Here is a 21,145-nt window from a genome sequence, read left to right as displayed (position 1 = left end):
AAAAGCGCATTTCTTCAGAAATGCGTTTTTTATTATTTTTCTAACATTTCAAGAGGTACATCTTTTTCACCAGCTACCTCAAATTTAATTTCCCCGTCTTCTTCATAAATACGTGTAATAATCGGTATAGTAATCATTAATTTTTTATGTTGCTTTCGTTTTCGAGCAGCATCTAAGCTAATCACATTCATTTGTAAGCATCCTTTCTTCTAGAAATATATAAACAAAGAAAATGCGTCCGAAAAGGGCGCTTAATTGAATTTGAAATACCGATTCATTTAAATGGGGTTTATATAATTTAATAACTGCAATTTTAATATGAAATAATATGAATGGAATAATTGCACGTAGAAATTAACTTTACCAAAAAACGAAACAATATGCTATAAAAAAATATAAATCTTTGTCATATAACAGGAAAAAGGTTTTTGTTTCGCATATAATAAAAAGTAGACGGGCAACACGAGCTTTTTCATCATATTGCTTTGGAAAGGCGATGAAAAGAATGGATACAGTAGATTCATTATTATTGCAACTTGAACAATATGGAGAAGAGCATGATCGAAATAAAAAAACAAGGGAAGAAAAATTACGTAATATTTCTCGTGAGATGGGGCAATTTTTATCAATTTTAGTAAGAGGATGTAATGCAAAAAACATCTTAGAAATTGGAACTTCTAATGGTTATTCTACATTGTGGTTAGCTAATGCGGTAGAAGAAACAAATGGAAAAGTAACAACTGTAGAGCTTTCTTCAGAACGAGTTGGAGAGGCACTTGTCAATTTTGAAAAGGCAAACTTGTTACAAAGAATCGATATTCATAATCAAGAAGCAGGGGCATTTTTAGATTCACAATTAGATCATTCATTTGATTTTATTTTCCTAGATTCAGAGCGTACGCAATACATGTGGTGGCTGGAGCATATTAAACGTATGTTACAACCAAAAGGTCTTCTTGTTGTTGATAATGCAACTTCTCATGCGAGTGAATTAAACGAATTTATAAAAATGCTTGAAGAAGATGATACGTTTGAAACAGTGTTATTAGCGTTTCAAAAGGGAGCATTTGTAGCTCGCAAAAATAAATAGAAGTGAGCGTAATAGAATTATCACATTGAGAAAGGGTGAATGTCAAAAGATTGAGTGTAACACGAGTGAAAGAACGTAAATTATTTAGGTAATATAAGAAGAATCCGCCTTCAGCATGTTGTTCTCTAGGTCTTAAGTCTGAGGAAAATTATGTTGATTACAGGTATACTTATAGTAAGAAACAGGGAATGACTGCATAAACAGGCATTTCTAAAAAGTCGATTTCAAACAGTCAGAATGTATATGAAATACGATATAATTGATGAAATATAGTGCATATAAATTCGCACATATAAATAAAGGAGCGATTTTGTTGACTGAACTCGAGAAAAAAGAACCTGTATCCATTGTGAAAGATAATAATGTAGAAATAGTAGTTGATACAGTTATAAAAGATGCAGAATTAGAGGAACTAAATAAAGAAGCTGATCTTTATGTACAAAAGTTAAATAGCGAGCAAAATACAGATTTATCAAAAGTATTATCCCAGCTAGGGGATTTAGGAGATAAGGAACAACAAGCAGCAGGACAAACGTTATCTGCGCTAAAACGTCCTGTAACAGCGATGATGAATGGGAAAAATGAAGAAATTCCAAATACATTGTTAGAATTACGAAAAGTGGTATCAGAGCTTGATCCTAATTCACTAAAAGCAAGTGGTATGAAGAAAATAATGTTTAAAGTATTCAAGAAAAATCCACTTGAAACATACGTGCATAAATACCAATCTATAGATAAACAAATCGAGGAAATTATTAGGTCCCTTCTAATTGGCCGTGATAACTTACAAGAGGATACAGTTGGTCTTGAAATGTTAAAAGAACAATCGCACGATAAAATTCATGCTCTTGATAAACAAGTATACTTAGGGAAAAAGCTTGCTGGCATGCTCGAAGCTGAGAAACAAAATCCAGAGCGTCAAAGAGATATTCCGTTAATTAACGATGCGTTAGAAAAGATTCTTGTACGGACACGTAATATGCAGCAAGCTAAAAGCGTATTATTACAATCTATCGCATCTGTAGACATCATTAAGAAAAATAACGAAAAGCTAACAGAGGCAATTCGTAATGCGATTACGATGACACAAAACGTTGTAACAGTTTCAGCTGCTATTCAGTTAGCATTAACGAATCAACGTAAAACAATTGATGCCGTAAATGCGACGAATGAAGCAATTGAATCGATGGTATTAAGTAATTCTCAAGCGTTAAAACAAAATACAGAAGAAACAACGAAATTGCTTGAAAATCCTGCTATTAGCATGGATAAATTACGTGAATCATTCCAAAATGTGTTCGCTGCAATTGAAGCATCTGAAAAATCATCAGAACGTATTATCGAGTCAAGTAAGAAGTTCGTTATTGAACTAGACACATTTAATGATGAGATGAAGCAGAAACTCATTCAGCGTCCAAGGAAATAACTGATTATTAGAGGAGGTGAACAAATGAGTTTCATTCAAACAGTACTATTACTACTGGGTACATTGCTTTTAATAGCATTTACTGTCGTTGTTTTAGTCGTATACTTCGGACGGAAACTGTATTTTTCATGGACGAAGCCATATAAAAGAGCGCAAGATTCTTTAGATAAGATATCAAACAAATCAATACCGTTTCTACAAGAATTCACACAACACCCACTGTTTTATCGCTGGATTCGCACAGAAGGGAAGAAAGAACAAAATACATTAAATACTCTATTTTGTGCATCGGGTCAACGTACGAGGGAACAAGTCTTCTCGATGTTACCGAAAGAAAAGCAGAAAAAAGTGCATGTAATGGCAAAAACAACGAAAAAGCTTACAAGTGAAGATATCGATGTGGCCACGATGAAAGTGAAAGATTTCTTAAGACAAGAAACGCAGCAAACAGTAAAACCAACAGACCTATCGTTTTATAAATTGTATTTTTATGACCGTTATCCAGATGCATTAAATACAATTCAAGCGTATAAACGCTCAATAAATCCTTCATTACAAAGAACGGTTGATGATATTACTATTTCGGTATTAAATGCACTTCCGTACTATCAAGAGCAGCGCATGTTTGAACAACAACATAAACTTGAAACGTTCTTAATGAAAGATTTAACGGCGATGTTATCATTGGTAGTACAATTACCACCTTCACAAAGACCAGAGAAGGAAGAAGAATTGAAAATCTACTTGCAAAATTTCCAAAAAGAAATGGAAGTAGTAGAGCGAGATATCCGCGACTCGATTGATCACGATTTGAATGTGAAGATGAGAGCAGCGACTGAGAAGTTTAAGAATAAATAGAAGAGATCGCCTAAAAAGTTGAATGTTTCAGCTTTTAGGCGTTTTTTTTGTAAATTGAGAGCATTAAATCTTTTGTGAAATTGTATATGCAAACGTAAATAAATGGTAAAATATAGAGTGTTTTTTGTACTTTGTGTAACCAATTATTATAAAAGGGGTATGGTATTGTGTTATTTGAGTTAGTCATCCTATTTGTAATTCTATTTTTATTTCTTGGCTATCCCATTAGTAAAGCGTGGGATAGTTTCCAATCGAAGAAGGAAAATTCCTCAAGTATACTAAAGTTCGAGCCGCAGGAAATATTATCAATATGTTTGAGTTATTTTATATTTGGTTTAGGCATTATGTGGAATGCAAATGATGTAAGAGGAGGAATGCCATTACATAAATTTGAAAAGAACGGAATGATGTCTGATCAATATGCTTCTTTAGCACATGACCACATTGCTATAGTAGTTCTCTTAGTTATTTTAGGGGCAGTTTCGTATTGGAGATTAACGACAGGCTTAACAAAACTTTCACCAATATTTTATATTTTTTATAGTACTTTAATGATAGTAAACATTGTATATACATTCATCTATATTACCCATACAGGCTTTTCCTTTTATACGGAACTCAGAGGATTGAGATACATTCCAGTATTTTGCATTCAAGTTGGGATGCTTGCATTTAGTCTATTATTCATAGCTAAGTTAAGAAATTCATTAAGTTATTTCATACAATCTCAGCATGAGAAAGATTATAAGCAGAACAACAGAATTATAGTATTTCTGTATCGTAATTCTTTTGGATATCAAAAAATGGCTACAGTTTGGATGATAAGTTTATTTCCTGTACTGTTAATTATTCAATTCATTTTAATACTGTTTGGCCAAAAACCAGATAGTTTTATAAGAGTATTTATGGAAACAAGTGGCTATAATTATTCTAAGATTCCTGCCCCAAGTCCTCAAATTATCTCCGGAGATGGGCATTATTTATGTACAGTTTCTGTGAAAGGGCATAAAAACATCGTTAAGCCATTACGAGCAGGAATTAGGCATGGAGAAAGAATTACAGTTAATCGACAGTTATTAATTGCGAACGCCTTTGAAAATGTAATTGAGGAGCGGGTACCAAAATGTCATAAAGTGATTCGTAATTTTTATGATAAATACGGTTATCCGATTAGTAAACATATTAATACGAAATGGTCGGCTGATTTTCTTTATATTTTAATGAAGCCACTAGAATGGTTCTTCTTATTTGTACTTTACACAGTAGATAAAAACCCTGAAAATAGAATTCATATTCAATATAGTGAACTACGAAAATAAAAGTAAGAGCCCTCATTCAAAAAATGGGGGCTCTTACTTTTATTTTGCTTGAATAGTAGATCTATTAGAAGCAACACTTTCATTATGCAATCGATCAACTGCAGTTACTACATACGTATACGTTTCTCCAGAAGTTGCTGTTTTATCTACATAAATTTCTCCAAGCTTTGTTTTTCTTACAGTAGTAAGTAAATTTTTCGGATTTTGTATATCCACTTCATTTTTTCCATTCACACGGTAAATAGCGTAATAAGCAGAGTCATTATCTTTATTGTCAATAATACCTACAGCAATACCTTCATCTCTTGGAATGACACCTTTTAAAGTCGGTTGTTTTGGTGGATCGTGATCAAGCCAGGGCATAGGTGGTATTAATGCAGGGTGTTTATATATGTCTTTTGAGAGTCTATCTTTTATTCCTAGTGGATTGTTATTTATATCTTTTAAACTGAAATGCATACTACCTTTTATTTGAGGGGATTGATGGTTTAATGCAATTTGTCTTGGATATTCTTCTGGATCAGACCAAGCAGGGACGGAGTTATTATTAATTTTATAGGCCGCTTGACCGATGTATAGGTGAATCGGCTTATTATTTGTTTCTTTAACCCACCAATCTACTAATATGTCATATGCAGCAGGTGTGAAGCCTATATTCCAATATATTTGCGGTGTAATGTAGTCAATATATCCTTTTCGTATCCACTCACGTGTATCAGCGTAAAGGTCATCATAGTTTTTTTGGCCTGCGGTTGTGTTAGAGCCAGTCGGATCGTCAGCTATATTTCGCCATACGCCGAATGGACTAATGCCAAACTTTACGTATGATTTTTCTTGTTTTATAGCAGTATTTAAATCTTTTACAAGTTCATTTACATTGTCACGTCGCCAATCTTCTATATTTGTAAATTTACCGTTATTATATGTTTCGTATGTTTTTTGATCGGGGAATTGTTCACCCGCTACTTTATATGGATAAAAATAATCATCCATGTGCAGCGCGTCAATATCGTAATTTTGTACGATTTCTAAAGCGCCTTCTGTTATAAACTTTTTCACTTCTGGAATACCGGGATTGTAATATAACTTCCCGCCATAAGGTACAACCCAATCGGGATGTTGCCTTGCAGGATGGTTATTTGATAATCGATTGATATCAGTGTGATTCATCGTTATTCGATATGGATTAATCCATGCGTGGAATTCTATATTTCTTTTATGTGCTTCTTCAATCATAAATGCAAGTGGATCGTATCCGGGATCTTTTCCTTGTGTACCCGTAATGTATTCAGACCAAGGACCGTAATTTGAGGGGTAGAAAGCATCAGCAGTTGGTTTAATTTGTACAACAACTGCATTCATACCAGTGTTTTTTACATCGTCTAATAATTTTATAAATTCTCGTTTCTGCTTTTCAATAGGTAAACCAGTTTTTGAGGGCCAATCAATATTAAGTACAGATGCGATCCATACAGCACGCAATTCATGTTTTTTGTACGTAGTATTTACTTCAGCATAAGTAGAGTGAGGAGAAATGAAAGAGAAAGGAATAAAAAAGATGAAGATACAACATATCATTAATAAACGTTTCATGATCATTTATACGCCTCCCTATCATATGATTATCTAATATATTATCCGAGGTGAGGTTGGACTTACAATAGAGAAAATTGCATATTGAAACATTAATTTAATAGGAAAAATATTTTTAATGAAATTTACTTTCAATATAACTAAATTCTTTCACTTCTTCATATGCTTGTTAGTAAAGTGAAACTTCCTTTCATTTGAAAGGGAATAAATTATACGTATAGGAGGATTCATAAATGAAGATTTTGTTCGTTTGTTCTGGAGGAATGTCCAGCGCAATTGTTGTAAACGCTTTAAAAAAAGAAGCGGAGAAAAATGGTGTGAGCATGGAAGTGCATGCTATTGGAACAAGTGAGGTGGAGGAAGAAGTAAAGAATGGCTGGGATGTTGTAATGGTGGCACCTCAAATAAGACATCGATTTGATTCTGTTAAAAAATTCGCAGAAGAGGAATCTATTCCGTGCGGTATCATACCGCCGCAAGCATACACGCCGCTTGGCGGCCCGACTTTATTAAAAACTGTAAATGAATTAATCAGTTAGGGGGAAACGTTATGAATAAGTTTGTCACGTTTCTTGATAAAAACTTATCTGGACCGATGGCAAGGCTTTCTGAGCAGAGACATTTACAAGCAATCCGTGATGGAGTTATTTCGGCGTTACCATTTATTATAGTAGGAAGCTTCTTTTTAATAGTAGCATTTCCACCACTGCCGAAAGATAGTTTCATATCAGTTTGGGCATTAAAGAATCAAACAAGTATATTAATACCATATCGTTTAACCATGTTTATTATGTCCTTATATATAGCATTTGGAATAGGATATAATTTAGCGAAAAGTTATAAATTAGATGCTTTATCAGGAGCGCAGCTTGCGGTATGTTCACTACTTTTAACATTAACCCCTGAATTAATTGATAAAAAAGGATTCATGCTTCCGATGACAAATCTCGGAGGTCATGGATTATTCGTGACGATGATTGTTTCTATTTTATCAGTTGAGATTTTAAGATTTTGTAAGAAGAATAACGTAACGATCAAAATGCCAGAGCAAGTACCACCGTCAGTATCGCGTTCGTTTGAAGCACTTATACCTGCAGCTTTCGTTATTATTATTATGAGTCTTATTACAGTTGTTTTTAAAGTGGATCTACATTACGTTGTAGATAAATTAGCTGCACCGTTAGTAAAAGCTGGTGATAGTTACTTTGGCGTTATTATACCTGTATTTTTAATTACGTTTTTCTGGTCTTTCGGAATACATGGTGTATCAGTTGTAGGTACTGTGGCAAGGCCGCTTTGGGATGTGTATTTAGGAAAGAACGGTGAAGCTGTAGCAAGTGGTGCGAGTCATTTTCCGTTCATTGCACCAGAGCCGTTTTATCAATGGTTTATTTGGATTGGTGGTTCGGGCGCAACGTTAGGACTTGTGTTAGCTATGATCGTATTTGGTCGATCAAAATATTCGAAAGCATTATCAAGAACGTGTATTGTACCTGGGATTTTTAATATTAATGAACCAGTTATATTTGGTTTGCCGATTGTATTAAATCCTATTTTAATTATTCCTTTTGTTATTACACCGTTAGTCACTGCTACTATAGCTTATGCTGCAACTGCAATGGGATTTGTAACACCAACACATATAATGCCGCCATGGACATTACCGGCTCCAATTGGTGCGTATTTAGCTACCGGGGGAGATTGGCGTGCAATTGTATTAGTCTTTATAAATATAGCAATATCATTCCTTATATATTTACCATTCTTTAAAATGTACGATAAAAATATGCTTGAAATTGAGAAAAATGGGGATGGAGAATCTGTTAATTCTTAAGTTTTATATTTTATTTTTAAGTGATAGGCATTTTGTCTATCACTTCTTTCACATTAAGTCCAGAGAGGGTGAAATGGAATGAATATAAAATTTAGTTATAAAGGTGTATTTTTATTATTATTTGGAGTGATATGTGCAAATTTACTTTTTGTCCCTTTATTAAGAATGCTAAATTTATCACAAATGCAAAGCATATGGCTCGTTACAAGTATTGCGGCAAGTGTTTTGCTTACGGTAGTTGTTTCTTTCATTGATGGGTCGTTTGCATCGAAAGCTCAGTTGTTCTTTCGTTTTATATTGTTTTCGATTGGTTGTACGTTGGTTACTTACATGATTGTTTTTTAGTAAATAGGAGGTCATGCATGTTATGTATATTGCAGGGGTAATGTCCGGTACTTCATTAGATGGAATAGATGTAGCGCTCGTTCATATAGAAGGAAGTGATGTAGATTCTAAAGTCGAACTCATCCATTTTACTACTGTTCCATTTTGTAATGATATAAAAAATGAGATTCAACAGGCATTATCAATAAAAAATTCAAATGTACAACTCATATGCAGTTTAAATTTCAAACTTGGTTTATGTTTTGCCAATGCTGTAAAGGAAGTTTGTAAAAAGGCTAATTTTCCTTTAGAACAATTGGATTTAATAGGTTCTCATGGACAAACAATTTATCACCAGCCAGTACCAGAAGGTAATATTATTTCTTCAACATTGCAAATTGGGGAACCAGCAGTTATAGCATACGAAACGGACACGACAGTTATCTCGAATTTTCGAACGATGGACATGGCAGCAGGGGGACAAGGTGCACCACTTGTGCCATATTCAGAGATAATTTTGTATCGTCATCAAACGAAAAATAGACTACTACAAAACATTGGCGGGATCGGTAATGTTACAGTAATACCAAGTCACCTAAGTGATAAGAGCGTTATAGCTTTTGATACTGGTCCAGGGAATATGATAATTGATGAAGTATGTCAAAGGTTATTTCAGTTGCCATATGATCAAAATGGTAGGATTGCAAAACAGGGAGTAGTTGTAGATGAAATGTTAACATACTGTATGAACCATCCATTTTTGAACATGAAACCACCAAAATCAACAGGTAGAGAACAGTTCGGAGAAGCGTTTGTGACTGAATTATTGAATCGATTTGAAAAGTATAGTAAAGGCAATATATTGGCAACTGTCACAATGTTTACAGCATGTTCAATTGTTCATCATTATCAGGAATTTATTTTTCCGTATTATGAAATCGATGAAATAATTTTAGGCGGGGGCGGAAGTTATAATCGTACACTTGTTGAAATGATACGATATGGATTGAAGGAAGAAAAATGCGAAATATTTATTCAAGAAGATTTAGGCTATTCCTCAGAGGCGAAAGAAGCGATCGCCTTTGCGATTTTAGCAAATGAAACGTATCATCGTAATCCGAGTAATGTGCCGAGCGCAACAGGTGCTAAGAATTCCGTGATTTTAGGGAATGTAACATTCCCTCCAATATGTAAATGAAAATGAGGCGAACATATGGAGTATATGATTGGAGTAGATGGCGGGGGAACGAAGACAGAGGCAATTGCATTTGATCAAGACGGAAATGAAGTTATAAGAGGTACGAGCAAATTTGGAAATATATTAATAGATTTTGATGAGGCACTTTTGCATATTATGGAAGCAATTGATCAATGCCAGAAGAGTTTAATAAATGGGCATTGCGTTTGTATTTGTTTAGGATTGGCGGGTATAGGCGGAGCGAATACAAATGAATTAACATTACGCCTAAAAAAGAAGTGTGGAACACAAATTGAAGTGTTTAATGATGCAATGATAGCGCATGCAGCTGCTTTAAAAGGTAAGGATGGAATATTAACTATAGGTGGTACAGGTGCAATTTGTATCGAAAAAAAAGGAGAAGTGTATGAGTATAGCGGTGGATGGGGACATATTTTAGGCGATGAGGGGAGCGGATATTGGATTGCATTGCAAGCTTTAAAGAAAATGGCAATTCAATTCGATCAAGGAGTCAATCTTTGTCCATTGAGCTGGAACATTCAAAGGCAGTTTCAACTTTTGACACCGTCTCATATAAAAAACTTAGTATATATTTCTTCAAAAGATAAAGTTGCAGCAATCGCGCCATTAGTTATTCAGGAAGCGAGAAATGGAAATGAAGATGCACATGAAATTATAATGCAAGCTGGAAAAGAATTAGCAAGAATTACGGTAGATGTTTATAACAAGATGCAATTTAAGCGCTCAACTCCAATTGCAGTAAGTGGTAGCATATTGTGTTTAGTACCTGAAATATATACTGTATTTAAGAACTGCTGTGAAGAAAGTATGAAAGAAATTACATTTGTATCACAATCAGAAATGGCAGTGAAAGGAACATATTATTTAATGAGGGATATATGTTTTAAAAAATAGTGTATGAGATTTTTTGTATGATTTGTAAAAATATGATGTTAAAATGTATGAAGGGATGTATGTTAAAAACGTACAATATACGTAGTAATTGAATATTGTATATGTATTCCCATGTAGAAAGTGAATGATTACATGATTAATAGTATGCAGTTTTTATATTTGGTGGCTTCTTATTTAATTGGAAATATATTGACCGCTTATATAGTAACAAAATTGAGACATAACGTTGATATTAGGGATGAAGGAAGCGGAAATCCTGGCGCAAGAAATATGGGGCGCGTATATGGAAAAGGGTATTTCATCGCTACATTTTTAGGTGATGCGATTAAAGGGGCAATCGTTGTTTCTATTGCAAAATATCTTTTTGAAGATTCAACATTCGTAATGTTAACATTATTGGCCGTTATCATTGGACATATTTATCCAGTTTTATTTAAAGGTAAGGGCGGTAAAGGTATTTCAACATTTATAGGAGGACTAATCGCATTTGATTATTTGATAGCGCTTACTCTTATAGGTATTTTCATTGTATTTTATTTAATATTTAAAGGGTTTACGAAGCCAGGGCTAATTACAATTGCTTGTTTACCAGTTTGTATGATTATGTATTCTTACTCGATAGTTACGACTATTTTAAGTGGACTAATTATTGTACTTATTCTATATGTAAATCGAGAATAAAGTGAACTTTTAATAAGTGGGGGAATCTCCACTTATCATTTTTTATTAAATAAATAAAGGAGATAAGGCATGGGGTTAATTTATAAAGTTGCTGATCAAGATTGGGAATTTGAAAGTATACATAAATTGAATTATAAAACTTTTGTAGAAGAAATTCCGCAACATGAAGAAACGAAAGGACGCTTTCGTATAGATCGGTTTCATAAAGAAAATACATATTTAATTTGTTTAGATGAGGATAAATTAGTAGGTATGGTCGCAGTGCGGGGAAAACGACCATTATCGTTAGATTATAAAATTTCAAATTTAGATGTTTATTTGCAAGAGCATGGAGAAAAAGTGTATGAAATTCGTTTACTTTCAGTAGAACGTGAATATAGAAATGGAAGAGCATTGTTAGGATTAATTCGTTTTCTACATCGTTATTTGCTTCTAAATGGATATGAATTGGCACTCATTTCTGCTACAACACGTGAACTCCCTTTATATGAGCAAATGGGATTCAAAGCTTTCCATACGTTAGTTGGTACAGAAGCAGCAGCTTTCCAGCCAATGTATGTTACCCCTGCTATGTTTGAAGAATCGAGCGTTGGAAGTATTATGACGAAAGAATATACATTTTTACCTGGTCCAGTAGACATTGAAGAGAATGTTCGAAAAGCATTTTGTACTAAGCCTATTTCGCATCGCTCTAAGTCATTTCAAGTGACGATGGACAATGTGAAAAAACGGTTACTTCACATGACAAAAGCAAAACAGGTACAACTTATGTTAGGAACCGGGACGTTAGCAAATGATGCGATTGCTTTACAGTTACGATCTTTAACAGGGAAAGGACTAGTATTAACAAATGGAGAATTTGGAAATAGATTAGTTGGGCATGCAACACGTTCACAGTTACATTTTGATACGTATAAAAAAGAAATGGGAGAGCCGTTTATTTATACAGAATTAGAAGAAATAATGACAACTGGAAAGTATGAATGGCTTTGGTTTGTTCATCATGAAACATCTACTGGAATGTTAAACGATTTAAACGAGCTAAACACTCTTTGTAACGAGAATCAAATGAAACTATGTGTAGATTGCATAAGTTCAATTGGAGCAATACCAATAGACTTGAAAGATGTTTATTTAGCAAGTGGTGTTAGCGGGAAAGCGATTAAATCATATACAGGAATTTCTTTCGTTTTTCATAACCACTTTGTAAAAATAAACGAGGCTGTGCCGGCCTATATGGATATTGGCATGTATGAAGAAAATGAAAGCATTCCATACTCACAATCATGGAATTTAATTTATGCATTGCAAGAAGCGTTGAAGAGATTTGAAGATGAAACGGCATTTGTAAAAATAAAAGAAACATATGATTATGTTGAAGAAGCTATTACTGGTATGGGTTTAAAGTTTGTTTCACCTAAAGAACATGCCGCGTCCATTATCCTTACGATTCAGTTAAGCGAAAGTCATTCTTCTAAAGTAGTAGGTGATGCATTAGCATTACAAGGATACATTGTTCATTATGAGTCATCTTATTTACAAAAGAATAATTGGATTCAAATTGCATGTTTAAATCATTATAAAGAACGTGATATGAAGAGGATGTTAAATTGTTTGCAAATGTGTTTATTTCAGAGTGGGGTACATATATAAAGACTTATTCTTTTCGTATAAAGGAGCTACGACTTACGAAAACTTAGGAATAGAACATTGGAAGAGGTGTTAGTATGATAACTAAAAAACTACCATTACATATAGACGATATTAAAAAAGCTCAAAACATTCTAGATAGAAATGCTCGTAAAACGCCATTAGTAAAATCTTTTTACTTGACTAGTAAAACGGGCGGAGAAATTCATTTGAAATTAGAAAATATGCAATTAACGGGTTCTTTTAAATTTCGTGGCGCATTTAATAAAATGTCGCGGCTCACGGATCAAGAAAAAGAAAGAGGTGTAATTGCATGTTCAGCAGGTAATCATGCACAAGGAGTTGCATTATCTGCTCATTTACTCGGTATTAAGAGTAAAATTGTTATGCCAATTTCTGCACCGCAGGCGAAAGTGGAAGCAACTAGAGGATATGGATCTGAAGTGATTTTACATGGTGAAACCTTTGATGATGCAAAGGCAAAATGTGAAGAAATTATAAGGGAAACAGGTGAGACATACTTACATCCATATGATGATGTAGAGGTAATGGCTGGTCAAGGTACAATTGGATTAGACATTCTGGATGATATGTGGGATGTAGATACTGTCATTGTACCAATAGGTGGAGGCGGAATTATTTCTGGTATTTCTGTAGCATTAAAATCTTTTAATCCATCCATTAATATAATTGGTGTCCAAGCAGAGAATGTTCATGGAATGAAGGCATCTTACGATAAAGGAGCAATCGTAGAACATTATGAGGCACCTACTATTGCAGATGGTTGCGCTGTTAAAATACCAGGGGAATTAACATTTGAAATTGTAAAAGAATTAGTAGATGATATTGTAACTGTATCAGAAAAAGAACTGGAAGTAGCGATGAAAGATTTATTACAACGTGGGAAAGCTGTTGTAGAAGGTGCAGGTGCATTAGCAACTGCTGCACTTCTTGCAGGAAAAGTTGATAGCTATATAAAAGGAAAAAAAGTAGTAGCTGTTATATCTGGTGGGAACGTGGACTTACAGCGCATATCAAGTGTATGTGAGCACTTTTTTGTGGCGAATGAAGTGAAATAGTATTTTAAATAGTTTTATGAAAGAAGAGCTAAGAGAAAGCATCTTAGCTCTTACTTTTTGTCTATTGTTTACTGTAAGTAGCGATACACTTGTAGTATTTGCTGTTTAGTAAATTGCTTTATTTAATCGCCTATTTTTACGTATATCTTTAATGTTACAATAATTATTTCAATATTGTCGAAACGTAAGCAGAAATTTAATATAATAGTTTTAATGTGCAAATGAGCGGTTAGGAGGGCAGGTCATGAATAAAGAGGAACAGGTCATGAATGGTTTCAGGGAATTATATAATAAGATGGTTTGGATTAATAAAGATAAGATGGAAGAGGGTCTTAAAGGTTTTAAGTCTTCTGAAGTCCACTGCATTGAATATATTGAAAATAATGCGGATTCTAATGTGACACAACTTGCAGAGGCTTTTTATGTGACTCGCGGTGCTATAAGTAGAATGACTAAGAAGCTCATACAAAAAGGCCTTATTGAAAGCTACCAAAAGTCTGAAAATAAGAAAGAAATTTATTTTAGGCTTACTGAACAAGGGAAAGAAATTTATAAAATCCATGAAGATTTGCATAAAGAGTTTCAAGAGCGGGATAAAGCCGTGTTTGAGCAAGTAACTGAAGAAGAATTCGACAGCATAATTCGTTTCGTGGAAAAGTATAGTAGACATTTGGATGCAGAAATAAAAAAACAAGGTATACATATTAAATCGTAATAAGGTTCAACTAATAATCAATCGGGCTTTAACGGGCAGTTGATCCCAAAAGCTAAATTCTTTGCTTTCGCCGAATTTTGAGGTGGGGGTCTTACTGCCCGCAAATAGCGGGAGAAATTTTAATAATAAAATGGCAGCCTTACTCTAATGAGAATAGGCTGCTTTTTTATTATCGGATTTTTGTTGACTAATCAACAAAACGGAGTTATTATTTTGTTGACACAGCAACAAAAACTTTTGAGGAGAGAAGTTAAATGTCTATATTTAGATCACAAAATGAAAGGGAAACTGAAAAAAACATAGATAAACATGCTTTACTATTCGGACTTATTTCTGTATTTCTTTGTGGTATAGGTTTCAGTATCATCATGCCTGTAGTCCCATTCTTAGTACAGCCATATACAAGTAATACGGAAGAACAAGCGTTAGTTGTTACACTACTAACGTCCGTATATGCGGCCTGCGTGTTTTTAGCTGCCCCCGTACTCGGAGTTTTAAGCGATAAGTATGGCCGTCGTCCATTACTTTTAATATGCTTATTTGGTTCTGCAATCGGGTACTTAGTTTTTGGGATAGGAGGAGCTTTATGGATACTATTTGCTGGACGCATAATTGAAGGAATAACAGGTGGGAGCATAAGTACTATCTTCGCATATTTTGCAGACATCATTCCTCCAAAGGAGAGAACGAAATACTTTGGATGGGTGAGTGCAGTTGTAGGTGCGGGAACTATCATTGGCCCAACCCTTGGGGGATTACTTGCCAAGTTTGGTGCTACTGTACCTTTGTATTTTGGAGCAATCATAACTTTATTAAATGTTGTATATGGGATGAAATATATGCCAGAGAGCCTTGACACAAATAATAGGTTGAAAGAGATTACTTTTGTAAGGTTGAATCCTTTTGCACAGCTAGCAAACTTACTTTCCATGAAAAATTTAAAATGGTTACTTGTCTCGGCGTTTTTACTTTGGATACCTAACGGATCTTTACAAGCAATTTTCACGCAATTTACAATGGATACTTTCAGTTGGAAACCTGCACTAATCGGACTTATGTTTTCAATTTTGGGCTTTCAAGACATTGTTTCACAAAGTTTTATCATGCCAAAGCTTTTAATCAAGCTTAGTGACAAACAAATAGCAATTCTTGGGATGGTTTCGGAGATTATAGGCTACAGTTTTATTGCAGCATCAGCTTTGTTTTCGGTGTATCCACTACTTATCGTCGGAATGTTAATGTTCGGCTTTGGTGATTCAATTTTCGGGCCTTCATTCAACGGGATGCTTTCAAAGTCTGTCGGTTCTAGTGAACAAGGAAGGATTCAAGGTGGTAGCCAATCTATTCAAGCTTTAGCAAGAATGATTGGTCCTATTATTGGAGGGCAAATCTATGTATCGCTTGGTCATGCCGCACCTGCTTTTATGGGTATGATTCTTATAGTAGTGGCAATCGCAGTTTTGTATAGAGGGACGCATGCAACTGTATAAACTATCTGCACTATTATTGACTTTCGTTATAAAAGAATCCCTCTACTGGAATCTTTCATGAATCAACTGCATAACAGATATAGATACAAAAATAAATAATAGGGAGTCAGAACTTAGGAACAAGTGCTGACTCCCTATTTATTTACGGTTTGAGAACTAAGAGAAGTTAGGAATTTATTCTGAAATGCTCTCATGATGAAGGTTAAATAGAACTATCAATAATTAAAGTTAGCTTTTTTGAAAGTAAAAAGCTAGGTAAATGACTAGATAGTTTAATTATGCTTGTGCTGAAGTAAATAATGACTCCATTTTCAATTTGCTCTTCTCTCGAATTTCAGCATCTGCATGGCGCATCACATATTTATGCGCTACAGCGATTGCTAAAACATCATCTAATAAGCCGATCCCAATAATAGCAGCTATATCTGGAATGAAATCGATTGTTAATACGTAATAAGATAAAGCAGCTAATATTACGAATTTCGCTTTAGTAGGTAATTCTTTCTTTTTCATCGTGTAGAATAAAATAATACTTTCATATACGCTGGATTTACCGAGGTTTACAGAGCTTTTTTTGAACTTTTTCCAAAGTGTCTGTTTCTCCATATAAACACTCCTTTTACAAATACATAGATTTTTTAAAAGGATGGACAAAGAAGTGAGAGATTAATCAATTTTATTGTTTTTCTTATTATATATTTCCATAAAAATAGGGGATTACCTGTTCAAAATAATATAATCTGGATTATGCAACGATTCACAGTGTTTCGTTACATAGTATATATTGTAAAATGTATGTGGATGATCTAATTATTATTATGCATTTTATAAGCGGTATGGGGGAAGAAAAATGAAAATAATAGAACTACCAATTGAATTCGAATTTAACGGGCAAAAACAATGTATTTATCCAAGTTTAATTATATTGCATAATGAATTAACATTAGTTGATACAGGATATACAAGTTTTTTACCTTTAATTGAAAATGCAATATTAAAACATGGATATGAGATGAAAAACTTAAAAAATATAATTATTACTCATTATGATGACGATCATATAGGGTCTTTATACGATTTTAAAGTGAAATATCCTCAAATTAATGTTATTGCCAGTGAAATTGAATCAAATTATATTAATGGTGATATAAAATCAGAGAGACTGGTTCAAGCTGAAGAAATGTTAGAACGTATGCCAAATAAAGAAAAGACATTTGGTGAATGGTTTATACAACAATTAAAAAATATAAAACATAGTTCCGTCGATGAAAAAGTACATGATGGCCAAATGATTTTGAATAATGAATGTCAAATAGTAGCGACGCCAGGACATACTTCGGGCCATATTTCATTATATTTTCCGAATTTAGATTGTGTAATTACGGGAGATGCAGCGGTTCAAGAGAATCGTGAATTAGTAATAGCTAATCCGAATTTTTGTCTAGAAATAGAAAGGGCGGAACAGTCTTTAAATAGGATTAAAAGTCTTAAAGTAGCACAGTATTATTGCTATCATGGAGGAAAGCTTACTGTATAAAATAATAAAAAAAACGATCTTTCCTATATCGAAAAGATCGTTTTTTTAATTCATAGATTCTGCAATTTTAATTAAATCCTTTACGTTATATTTTTCTTGTATATAGCGTTTGTTACCAATTGCAATTGTATATTGAAAACCATTCTTCTGAAAGATAAGCTCATATGCTGAATCAAAATGAGGATTATATAATGCTTTTATAGTATTTTTTAAACTGTAGAACTTAGCTCCCCTATGTACATAGAAGCCTAATTTGTTTTGAACTGGTGAAACAGTGATTTTTAAAATCCCATTAATATCTTCATTGTAGTATTGGAGGTTTAAGTAATCGTTATAGATGTACCCTTGAAATTCGTGAATTTCGAACGGGAATTTTGTAGGAGTAAGTATATGTTCCTTACACTTCATTTCATATTCTTTTACGATAGTAGCTTCTTTCATAAGTGGATTGTCATCATAAATTTGATTGATTTGAGATATTTTATTATTTTTTGTTACTATTTTTAAAATGAAGCCGATAGTAAATTCATCATTAGTGCCTTTGAAATAAGAAATAAGAATTGTAGTATCTTCTTTTGGAGATGGTACTATTTTAATTTCATGAATAGGTTTTTCCTTTTGGAAAGTAGGTAGTTCAACTCCTTCTGTTACATATGACTGCATTAATTTTTTATCATTTTTGAGTAAAGCTTGTTTAAATTCACTTATCACATTTGTTCGAGATTTTGCCATAATAATTGAGGTCGATTGAAAATATAGTAAGAAAAATATGCAAAATATCTTTATGAATGTAGTGTTCAATTCCATCACCCTACAACTATATTTCCGTAAATTTGAAATATATATGTATAGGGGGGAGAAGATGAGTTTATTGCTTGATGTAATAATGGATATAATTTTATTTTATCCTCGAAATGACATGAAATTAAAACATCATATTTCCAAATTAAGTGAATTTGAGTGGTTTCGAAGGCTACACGAAGATACAAAGTATACAAGTTTAATTTGGAGTAATAGAAAAATTAAGAAGTTCATTTTGTCTTCTACTAACATGGAAGCATTAATAAAATTTGAGAAAAAGCAAAAAGAATTTGTTCATCTAGTACAGGATGAATATAAAAAAAGAAGATAAGAATTTTTTTATTTTTCATATTTGGCGAAACAAATGGTACAATGAAAGCTAATGTGAAAAATAAGGAAAAGAAGTGGTCTATTTGAAAAACTTTTTAGAATTAGGAATTAGTGAAACTTTTAATCATACATTACGTGAAAATGGAATTACAGAAGCAACACCAATTCAAGAGCAGGCAATCCCTGTTATTATGTCAGGTAAAGATATTATTGGGCAGGCGAAAACAGGAACGGGTAAAACGTTAGCATTCGTGTTACCGATTTTAGAAAAAATCGATCCAGAGTCTAGTGATGTTCAGGCTTTAATTGTTGCACCAACAAGGGAATTAGCCCTGCAAATTACAACTGAAATTAAAAAAATGCTTGTTCAAAGAGAAGATATTAATGTACTAGCGATTTATGGTGGGCAAGATGTAGCACAACAATTGAGAAAATTAAAAGGTAATACACATATTGTTGTTGCAACACCAGGACGATTATTAGATCATATACGACGTGAAACAATTGATTTAAGTAATCTTTCAACGATTGTACTAGATGAAGCGGATCAAATGCTTTATTTCGGTTTCTTATATGATATTGAAGATATTTTAGATGAGACACCTGGTAGTAAACAAACGATGTTATTCTCAGCAACGATGCCAAAAGATATTAAAAAATTGGCGAAACGTTATATGGATGAGCCGCAAATGATTCAAGTACAAAGTGAAGAAGTAACGGTAGATACAATTGAGCAGCGTGTCATTGAGACGACAGATCGTGCAAAGCCAGATGCACTTCGTTTTGTTATGGATCGTGATCAGCCATTTTTAGCAGTTATTTTCTGTCGTACAAAGGTTAGAGCAAGTAAGCTTTATGATAATTTAAAAGGACTAGGTTATAATTGTGCTGAACTTCATGGTGATATACCTCAAGCGAAACGTGAAAGAGTTATGAAGAGTTTCCGCGAAGCTAAAATTCAGTACTTAATCGCAACGGATGTAGCAGCTCGTGGACTTGATGTAGATGGTGTAACTCACGTATTTAACTTTGATATCCCTGAAGATGTAGAAAGTTATATTCACCGCATTGGCCGAACAGGACGTGCAGGTGGATCAGGTCTTGCAATTACGTTCGTTGCAGCGAAAGATGAAAAACATTTAGAAGAAATTGAAAAAACGCTTGGTGCACCAATACAAAGAGAAATAATCGAACAACCGAAGATAAAACGTGTAGATGAAAATGGAAAACCGGTACCAAAGCCGGCTCCAAAGAAATCAGATCAATATCGTCAAAGAGATAGCCGCGAAGGTTCAAGAAGTGGTTCAAAAGGTGGCTCAAGAAATAGTTCGAGAAATGATAACAACCGATCATTTAATAAGCCAAGTAATAAGAAAAGTAGTACAAAACAAGGTCAGCAAAGACGTGGCCGTTAAATAGTTAGTATTCAAAAAAGAGTCGCAAATCCTTGTGGCTCTTTTTTGTTTGTATACAACGAAATCGATATAAGTACAAGGATGATTGCATTTAAATACCCTTTAAAATTTCATTCACCGTATTAAAAAAATTAAAATTTATAAAGGAAATAGAAAGTAGGGTGTTGTATATGTACGATAATAGGAAACTTTTTACTCACTAAACATATAATTTAAATAGACCGACAGTCGGTCTGATGGGAAGGAGAACATGAATGCGAATTGTAAAGGAGTATGAGGAGCGTAGAAAGGAAATTTTAGAAACAGCTGAGCGTTTGTTTCTTACGAAAGGGTATACGAAAACAACCGTAAATGACATTTTAAAAGAAATAGGTATAGCAAAGGGGACGTTTTATCATTATTTTAAGTCGAAGGAGGAAGTAATGGATGAAATCATTATAAGGATTATTAAAGAGGATGTCGCTAAGGCGAAAAGGATCGTCTCCAATCCCGATATCCCAGTTTTAGATAAGTTATTTAAAATTTTAATGGAACAATCACCAAAATCAGGAGATGTAAAAGAAAAAATGATTGAACAATTTCATCAACCAAATAATGCAGAAATGCATCAAAAAAGTTTAGTGCAATCCATTATACATTTATCTCCTGTATTAACGGAAGTTTTAGAGCAAGGAATTGAAGAAGGCATATTTTCTACCTCATACCCACAAGAAACGATTGAACTATTAATTTCCTCAGCGCAAGTCATATTTGATGATGGTTTATTTCAATGGAAACCTGAAGAAATGATGAACAGAGCTAAAGCTTATATCAAAATGATGGAAGCATCTGTCGGAGCGAAAGATGGATCTTTTGATTATATGATGGAGGTTTTAATTAAACAGAGATAA

22 protein-coding genes are annotated in these 21,145 nt (G+C 33.7%); 18 read left to right on the top strand and 4 right to left on the bottom strand.

Annotation, left to right across the window (positions count from 1 at the left end; all coding sequences use genetic code 11):
- Window positions 1-32 precede the first annotated feature (32 nt).
- Window positions 33-191: a hypothetical protein gene (locus COK05_RS31410; RefSeq protein ID WP_001100984.1), complete on the bottom strand. Its 159-nt coding sequence runs from the start codon at window positions 189-191 to the stop codon at window positions 33-35.
- 305 nt (window positions 192-496) lie between these two features.
- Between COK05_RS31410 and COK05_RS20315 the strand changes: the two genes are divergently transcribed.
- The 4 genes from COK05_RS20315 (at window position 497) to COK05_RS20300 (ending at window position 4,693) form a co-directional block, all read left to right on the top strand.
- Entirely contained in the window at window positions 497-1,090 is a 594-nt protein-coding gene (locus tag COK05_RS20315; protein ID WP_098613995.1) for an O-methyltransferase, read from the top strand.
- Between the two features lie 313 nt (window positions 1,091-1,403).
- Entirely contained in the window at window positions 1,404-2,516 is a 1,113-nt protein-coding gene (locus tag COK05_RS20310; protein WP_141539182.1) for a toxic anion resistance protein, read from the top strand.
- 24 nt (window positions 2,517-2,540) lie between these two features.
- A complete protein-coding gene (locus COK05_RS20305) occupies window positions 2,541-3,374 on the top strand; it encodes a DUF3974 domain-containing protein (protein ID WP_098613994.1) in 834 nt (277 codons plus the stop codon).
- Between the two features lie 167 nt (window positions 3,375-3,541).
- On the top strand, window positions 3,542-4,693 hold the full coding sequence (locus COK05_RS20300; protein WP_098613993.1) for a DUF6688 domain-containing protein: 1,152 nt from the start codon (window positions 3,542-3,544) through the stop codon (window positions 4,691-4,693).
- Window positions 4,694-4,732: 39 nt separating this feature from the next.
- Here COK05_RS20300 and COK05_RS20295 read toward each other — a convergent pair whose 3' ends face one another.
- Entirely contained in the window at window positions 4,733-6,292 is a 1,560-nt protein-coding gene (locus COK05_RS20295) for a glycoside hydrolase family 10 protein (RefSeq protein ID WP_098613992.1), read from the bottom strand.
- Between the two features lie 227 nt (window positions 6,293-6,519).
- Here COK05_RS20295 and COK05_RS20290 point away from each other — a divergent pair, with 227 nt between their 5' ends.
- The 10 genes from COK05_RS20290 (at window position 6,520) to COK05_RS20245 (ending at window position 16,172) form a co-directional block, all read left to right on the top strand.
- Window positions 6,520-6,825, top strand: a complete 306-nt coding sequence (locus tag COK05_RS20290; protein WP_098613991.1) for a PTS sugar transporter subunit IIB — start codon at window positions 6,520-6,522, stop codon at window positions 6,823-6,825.
- An 11-nt stretch (window positions 6,826-6,836) separates the two neighbouring features.
- Window positions 6,837-8,120 (top strand): PTS sugar transporter subunit IIC, encoded by a 1,284-nt coding sequence (locus COK05_RS20285; RefSeq protein ID WP_098613990.1) that lies wholly within the window; start codon window positions 6,837-6,839, stop codon window positions 8,118-8,120.
- Between the two features lie 78 nt (window positions 8,121-8,198).
- Window positions 8,199-8,465 (top strand): hypothetical protein, encoded by a 267-nt coding sequence (locus tag COK05_RS20280; protein WP_098613989.1) that lies wholly within the window; start codon window positions 8,199-8,201, stop codon window positions 8,463-8,465.
- 22 nt (window positions 8,466-8,487) lie between these two features.
- Window positions 8,488-9,642, top strand: a complete 1,155-nt coding sequence (gene anmK, locus COK05_RS20275) for an anhydro-N-acetylmuramic acid kinase AnmK (protein WP_098613988.1) — start codon at window positions 8,488-8,490, stop codon at window positions 9,640-9,642.
- Between the two features lie 15 nt (window positions 9,643-9,657).
- The gene (locus COK05_RS20270; protein WP_098613987.1) at window positions 9,658-10,557 is read left to right on the top strand and encodes a BadF/BadG/BcrA/BcrD ATPase family protein; all 900 of its coding nucleotides are present in this window, start codon (window positions 9,658-9,660) and stop codon (window positions 10,555-10,557) included.
- 132 nt (window positions 10,558-10,689) lie between these two features.
- Window positions 10,690-11,238, top strand: a complete 549-nt coding sequence (gene plsY / locus COK05_RS20265; protein ID WP_098613986.1) for a glycerol-3-phosphate 1-O-acyltransferase PlsY — start codon at window positions 10,690-10,692, stop codon at window positions 11,236-11,238.
- A gap of 69 nt (window positions 11,239-11,307) precedes the next feature.
- The gene (locus COK05_RS20260) at window positions 11,308-12,891 is read left to right on the top strand and encodes an aminotransferase class V-fold PLP-dependent enzyme (RefSeq protein ID WP_098613985.1); all 1,584 of its coding nucleotides are present in this window, start codon (window positions 11,308-11,310) and stop codon (window positions 12,889-12,891) included.
- Between the two features lie 74 nt (window positions 12,892-12,965).
- The gene (gene tdcB / locus COK05_RS20255; RefSeq protein ID WP_098613984.1) at window positions 12,966-13,967 is read left to right on the top strand and encodes a bifunctional threonine ammonia-lyase/L-serine ammonia-lyase TdcB; all 1,002 of its coding nucleotides are present in this window, start codon (window positions 12,966-12,968) and stop codon (window positions 13,965-13,967) included.
- A 244-nt stretch (window positions 13,968-14,211) separates the two neighbouring features.
- Window positions 14,212-14,682, top strand: a complete 471-nt coding sequence (locus COK05_RS20250; RefSeq protein ID WP_098613983.1) for a MarR family transcriptional regulator — start codon at window positions 14,212-14,214, stop codon at window positions 14,680-14,682.
- A 254-nt stretch (window positions 14,683-14,936) separates the two neighbouring features.
- Window positions 14,937-16,172, top strand: a complete 1,236-nt coding sequence (locus COK05_RS20245; protein WP_098613982.1) for an MFS transporter — start codon at window positions 14,937-14,939, stop codon at window positions 16,170-16,172.
- A 276-nt stretch (window positions 16,173-16,448) separates the two neighbouring features.
- Here the strand turns inward: COK05_RS20245 and COK05_RS20240 are convergent, their stop codons facing one another.
- Window positions 16,449-16,778 carry a YkvA family protein gene (locus COK05_RS20240; protein WP_098613981.1) on the bottom strand — a complete coding sequence of 110 codons (330 nt, stop codon included), beginning with the start codon at window positions 16,776-16,778 and terminating at the stop codon, window positions 16,449-16,451.
- Window positions 16,779-17,022: 244 nt separating this feature from the next.
- Here COK05_RS20240 and COK05_RS20235 point away from each other — a divergent pair, with 244 nt between their 5' ends.
- Complete coding sequence (locus tag COK05_RS20235; RefSeq protein WP_098613980.1) at window positions 17,023-17,709, top strand: MBL fold metallo-hydrolase; 687 nt, start codon at window positions 17,023-17,025, stop codon at window positions 17,707-17,709.
- Between the two features lie 45 nt (window positions 17,710-17,754).
- Here COK05_RS20235 and COK05_RS20230 read toward each other — a convergent pair whose 3' ends face one another.
- Window positions 17,755-18,516 carry a hypothetical protein gene (locus COK05_RS20230; protein WP_098613979.1) on the bottom strand — a complete coding sequence of 254 codons (762 nt, stop codon included), beginning with the start codon at window positions 18,514-18,516 and terminating at the stop codon, window positions 17,755-17,757.
- 55 nt (window positions 18,517-18,571) lie between these two features.
- Here COK05_RS20230 and COK05_RS20225 point away from each other — a divergent pair, with 55 nt between their 5' ends.
- From COK05_RS20225 to COK05_RS20215, 3 genes are all read left to right on the top strand, one after another.
- A complete protein-coding gene (locus COK05_RS20225; protein ID WP_098613978.1) occupies window positions 18,572-18,841 on the top strand; it encodes a hypothetical protein in 270 nt (89 codons plus the stop codon).
- A gap of 73 nt (window positions 18,842-18,914) precedes the next feature.
- Window positions 18,915-20,255, top strand: coding sequence for a DEAD/DEAH box helicase (locus COK05_RS20220; protein WP_098613977.1), 1,341 nt, complete (start codon window positions 18,915-18,917; stop codon window positions 20,253-20,255).
- Between the two features lie 254 nt (window positions 20,256-20,509).
- Complete coding sequence (locus COK05_RS20215; RefSeq protein WP_098613976.1) at window positions 20,510-21,145, top strand: TetR/AcrR family transcriptional regulator; 636 nt, start codon at window positions 20,510-20,512, stop codon at window positions 21,143-21,145.

It is taken from the genome of Bacillus cereus, assembly GCF_002567495.1.
In the GTDB taxonomy this organism is placed as follows: Bacteria; Bacillota; Bacilli; order Bacillales; family Bacillaceae_G; genus Bacillus_A; species Bacillus_A cereus_AQ.
This window is presented reverse-complemented; position numbering and strand designations above follow the sequence as displayed.

Coding starts and splice junctions, on each gene's coding strand:
- COK05_RS31410 (WP_001100984.1), bottom strand. CDS start 191: ATGAATGTGATTAGCTTAGATGCTGCTCGAAAACGAAAGCAACATAAA.
- COK05_RS20315 (WP_098613995.1), top strand. CDS start 497: ATGAAAAGAATGGATACAGTAGATTCATTATTATTGCAACTTGAACAA.
- COK05_RS20305 (WP_098613994.1), top strand. CDS start 2,541: ATGAGTTTCATTCAAACAGTACTATTACTACTGGGTACATTGCTTTTA.
- COK05_RS20295 (WP_098613992.1), bottom strand. CDS start 6,292: ATGATCATGAAACGTTTATTAATGATATGTTGTATCTTCATCTTTTTT.
- COK05_RS20290 (WP_098613991.1), top strand. CDS start 6,520: ATGAAGATTTTGTTCGTTTGTTCTGGAGGAATGTCCAGCGCAATTGTT.
- COK05_RS20285 (WP_098613990.1), top strand. CDS start 6,837: ATGAATAAGTTTGTCACGTTTCTTGATAAAAACTTATCTGGACCGATG.
- COK05_RS20280 (WP_098613989.1), top strand. CDS start 8,199: ATGAATATAAAATTTAGTTATAAAGGTGTATTTTTATTATTATTTGGA.
- anmK (WP_098613988.1), top strand. CDS start 8,488: ATGTATATTGCAGGGGTAATGTCCGGTACTTCATTAGATGGAATAGAT.
- COK05_RS20270 (WP_098613987.1), top strand. CDS start 9,658: ATGGAGTATATGATTGGAGTAGATGGCGGGGGAACGAAGACAGAGGCA.
- plsY (WP_098613986.1), top strand. CDS start 10,690: ATGATTAATAGTATGCAGTTTTTATATTTGGTGGCTTCTTATTTAATT.
- COK05_RS20260 (WP_098613985.1), top strand. CDS start 11,308: ATGGGGTTAATTTATAAAGTTGCTGATCAAGATTGGGAATTTGAAAGT.
- tdcB (WP_098613984.1), top strand. CDS start 12,966: ATGATAACTAAAAAACTACCATTACATATAGACGATATTAAAAAAGCT.
- COK05_RS20250 (WP_098613983.1), top strand. CDS start 14,212: ATGAATAAAGAGGAACAGGTCATGAATGGTTTCAGGGAATTATATAAT.
- COK05_RS20245 (WP_098613982.1), top strand. CDS start 14,937: ATGTCTATATTTAGATCACAAAATGAAAGGGAAACTGAAAAAAACATA.
- COK05_RS20240 (WP_098613981.1), bottom strand. CDS start 16,778: ATGGAGAAACAGACACTTTGGAAAAAGTTCAAAAAAAGCTCTGTAAAC.
- COK05_RS20235 (WP_098613980.1), top strand. CDS start 17,023: ATGAAAATAATAGAACTACCAATTGAATTCGAATTTAACGGGCAAAAA.
- COK05_RS20230 (WP_098613979.1), bottom strand. CDS start 18,516: ATGGAATTGAACACTACATTCATAAAGATATTTTGCATATTTTTCTTA.
- COK05_RS20225 (WP_098613978.1), top strand. CDS start 18,572: ATGAGTTTATTGCTTGATGTAATAATGGATATAATTTTATTTTATCCT.
- COK05_RS20215 (WP_098613976.1), top strand. CDS start 20,510: ATGCGAATTGTAAAGGAGTATGAGGAGCGTAGAAAGGAAATTTTAGAA.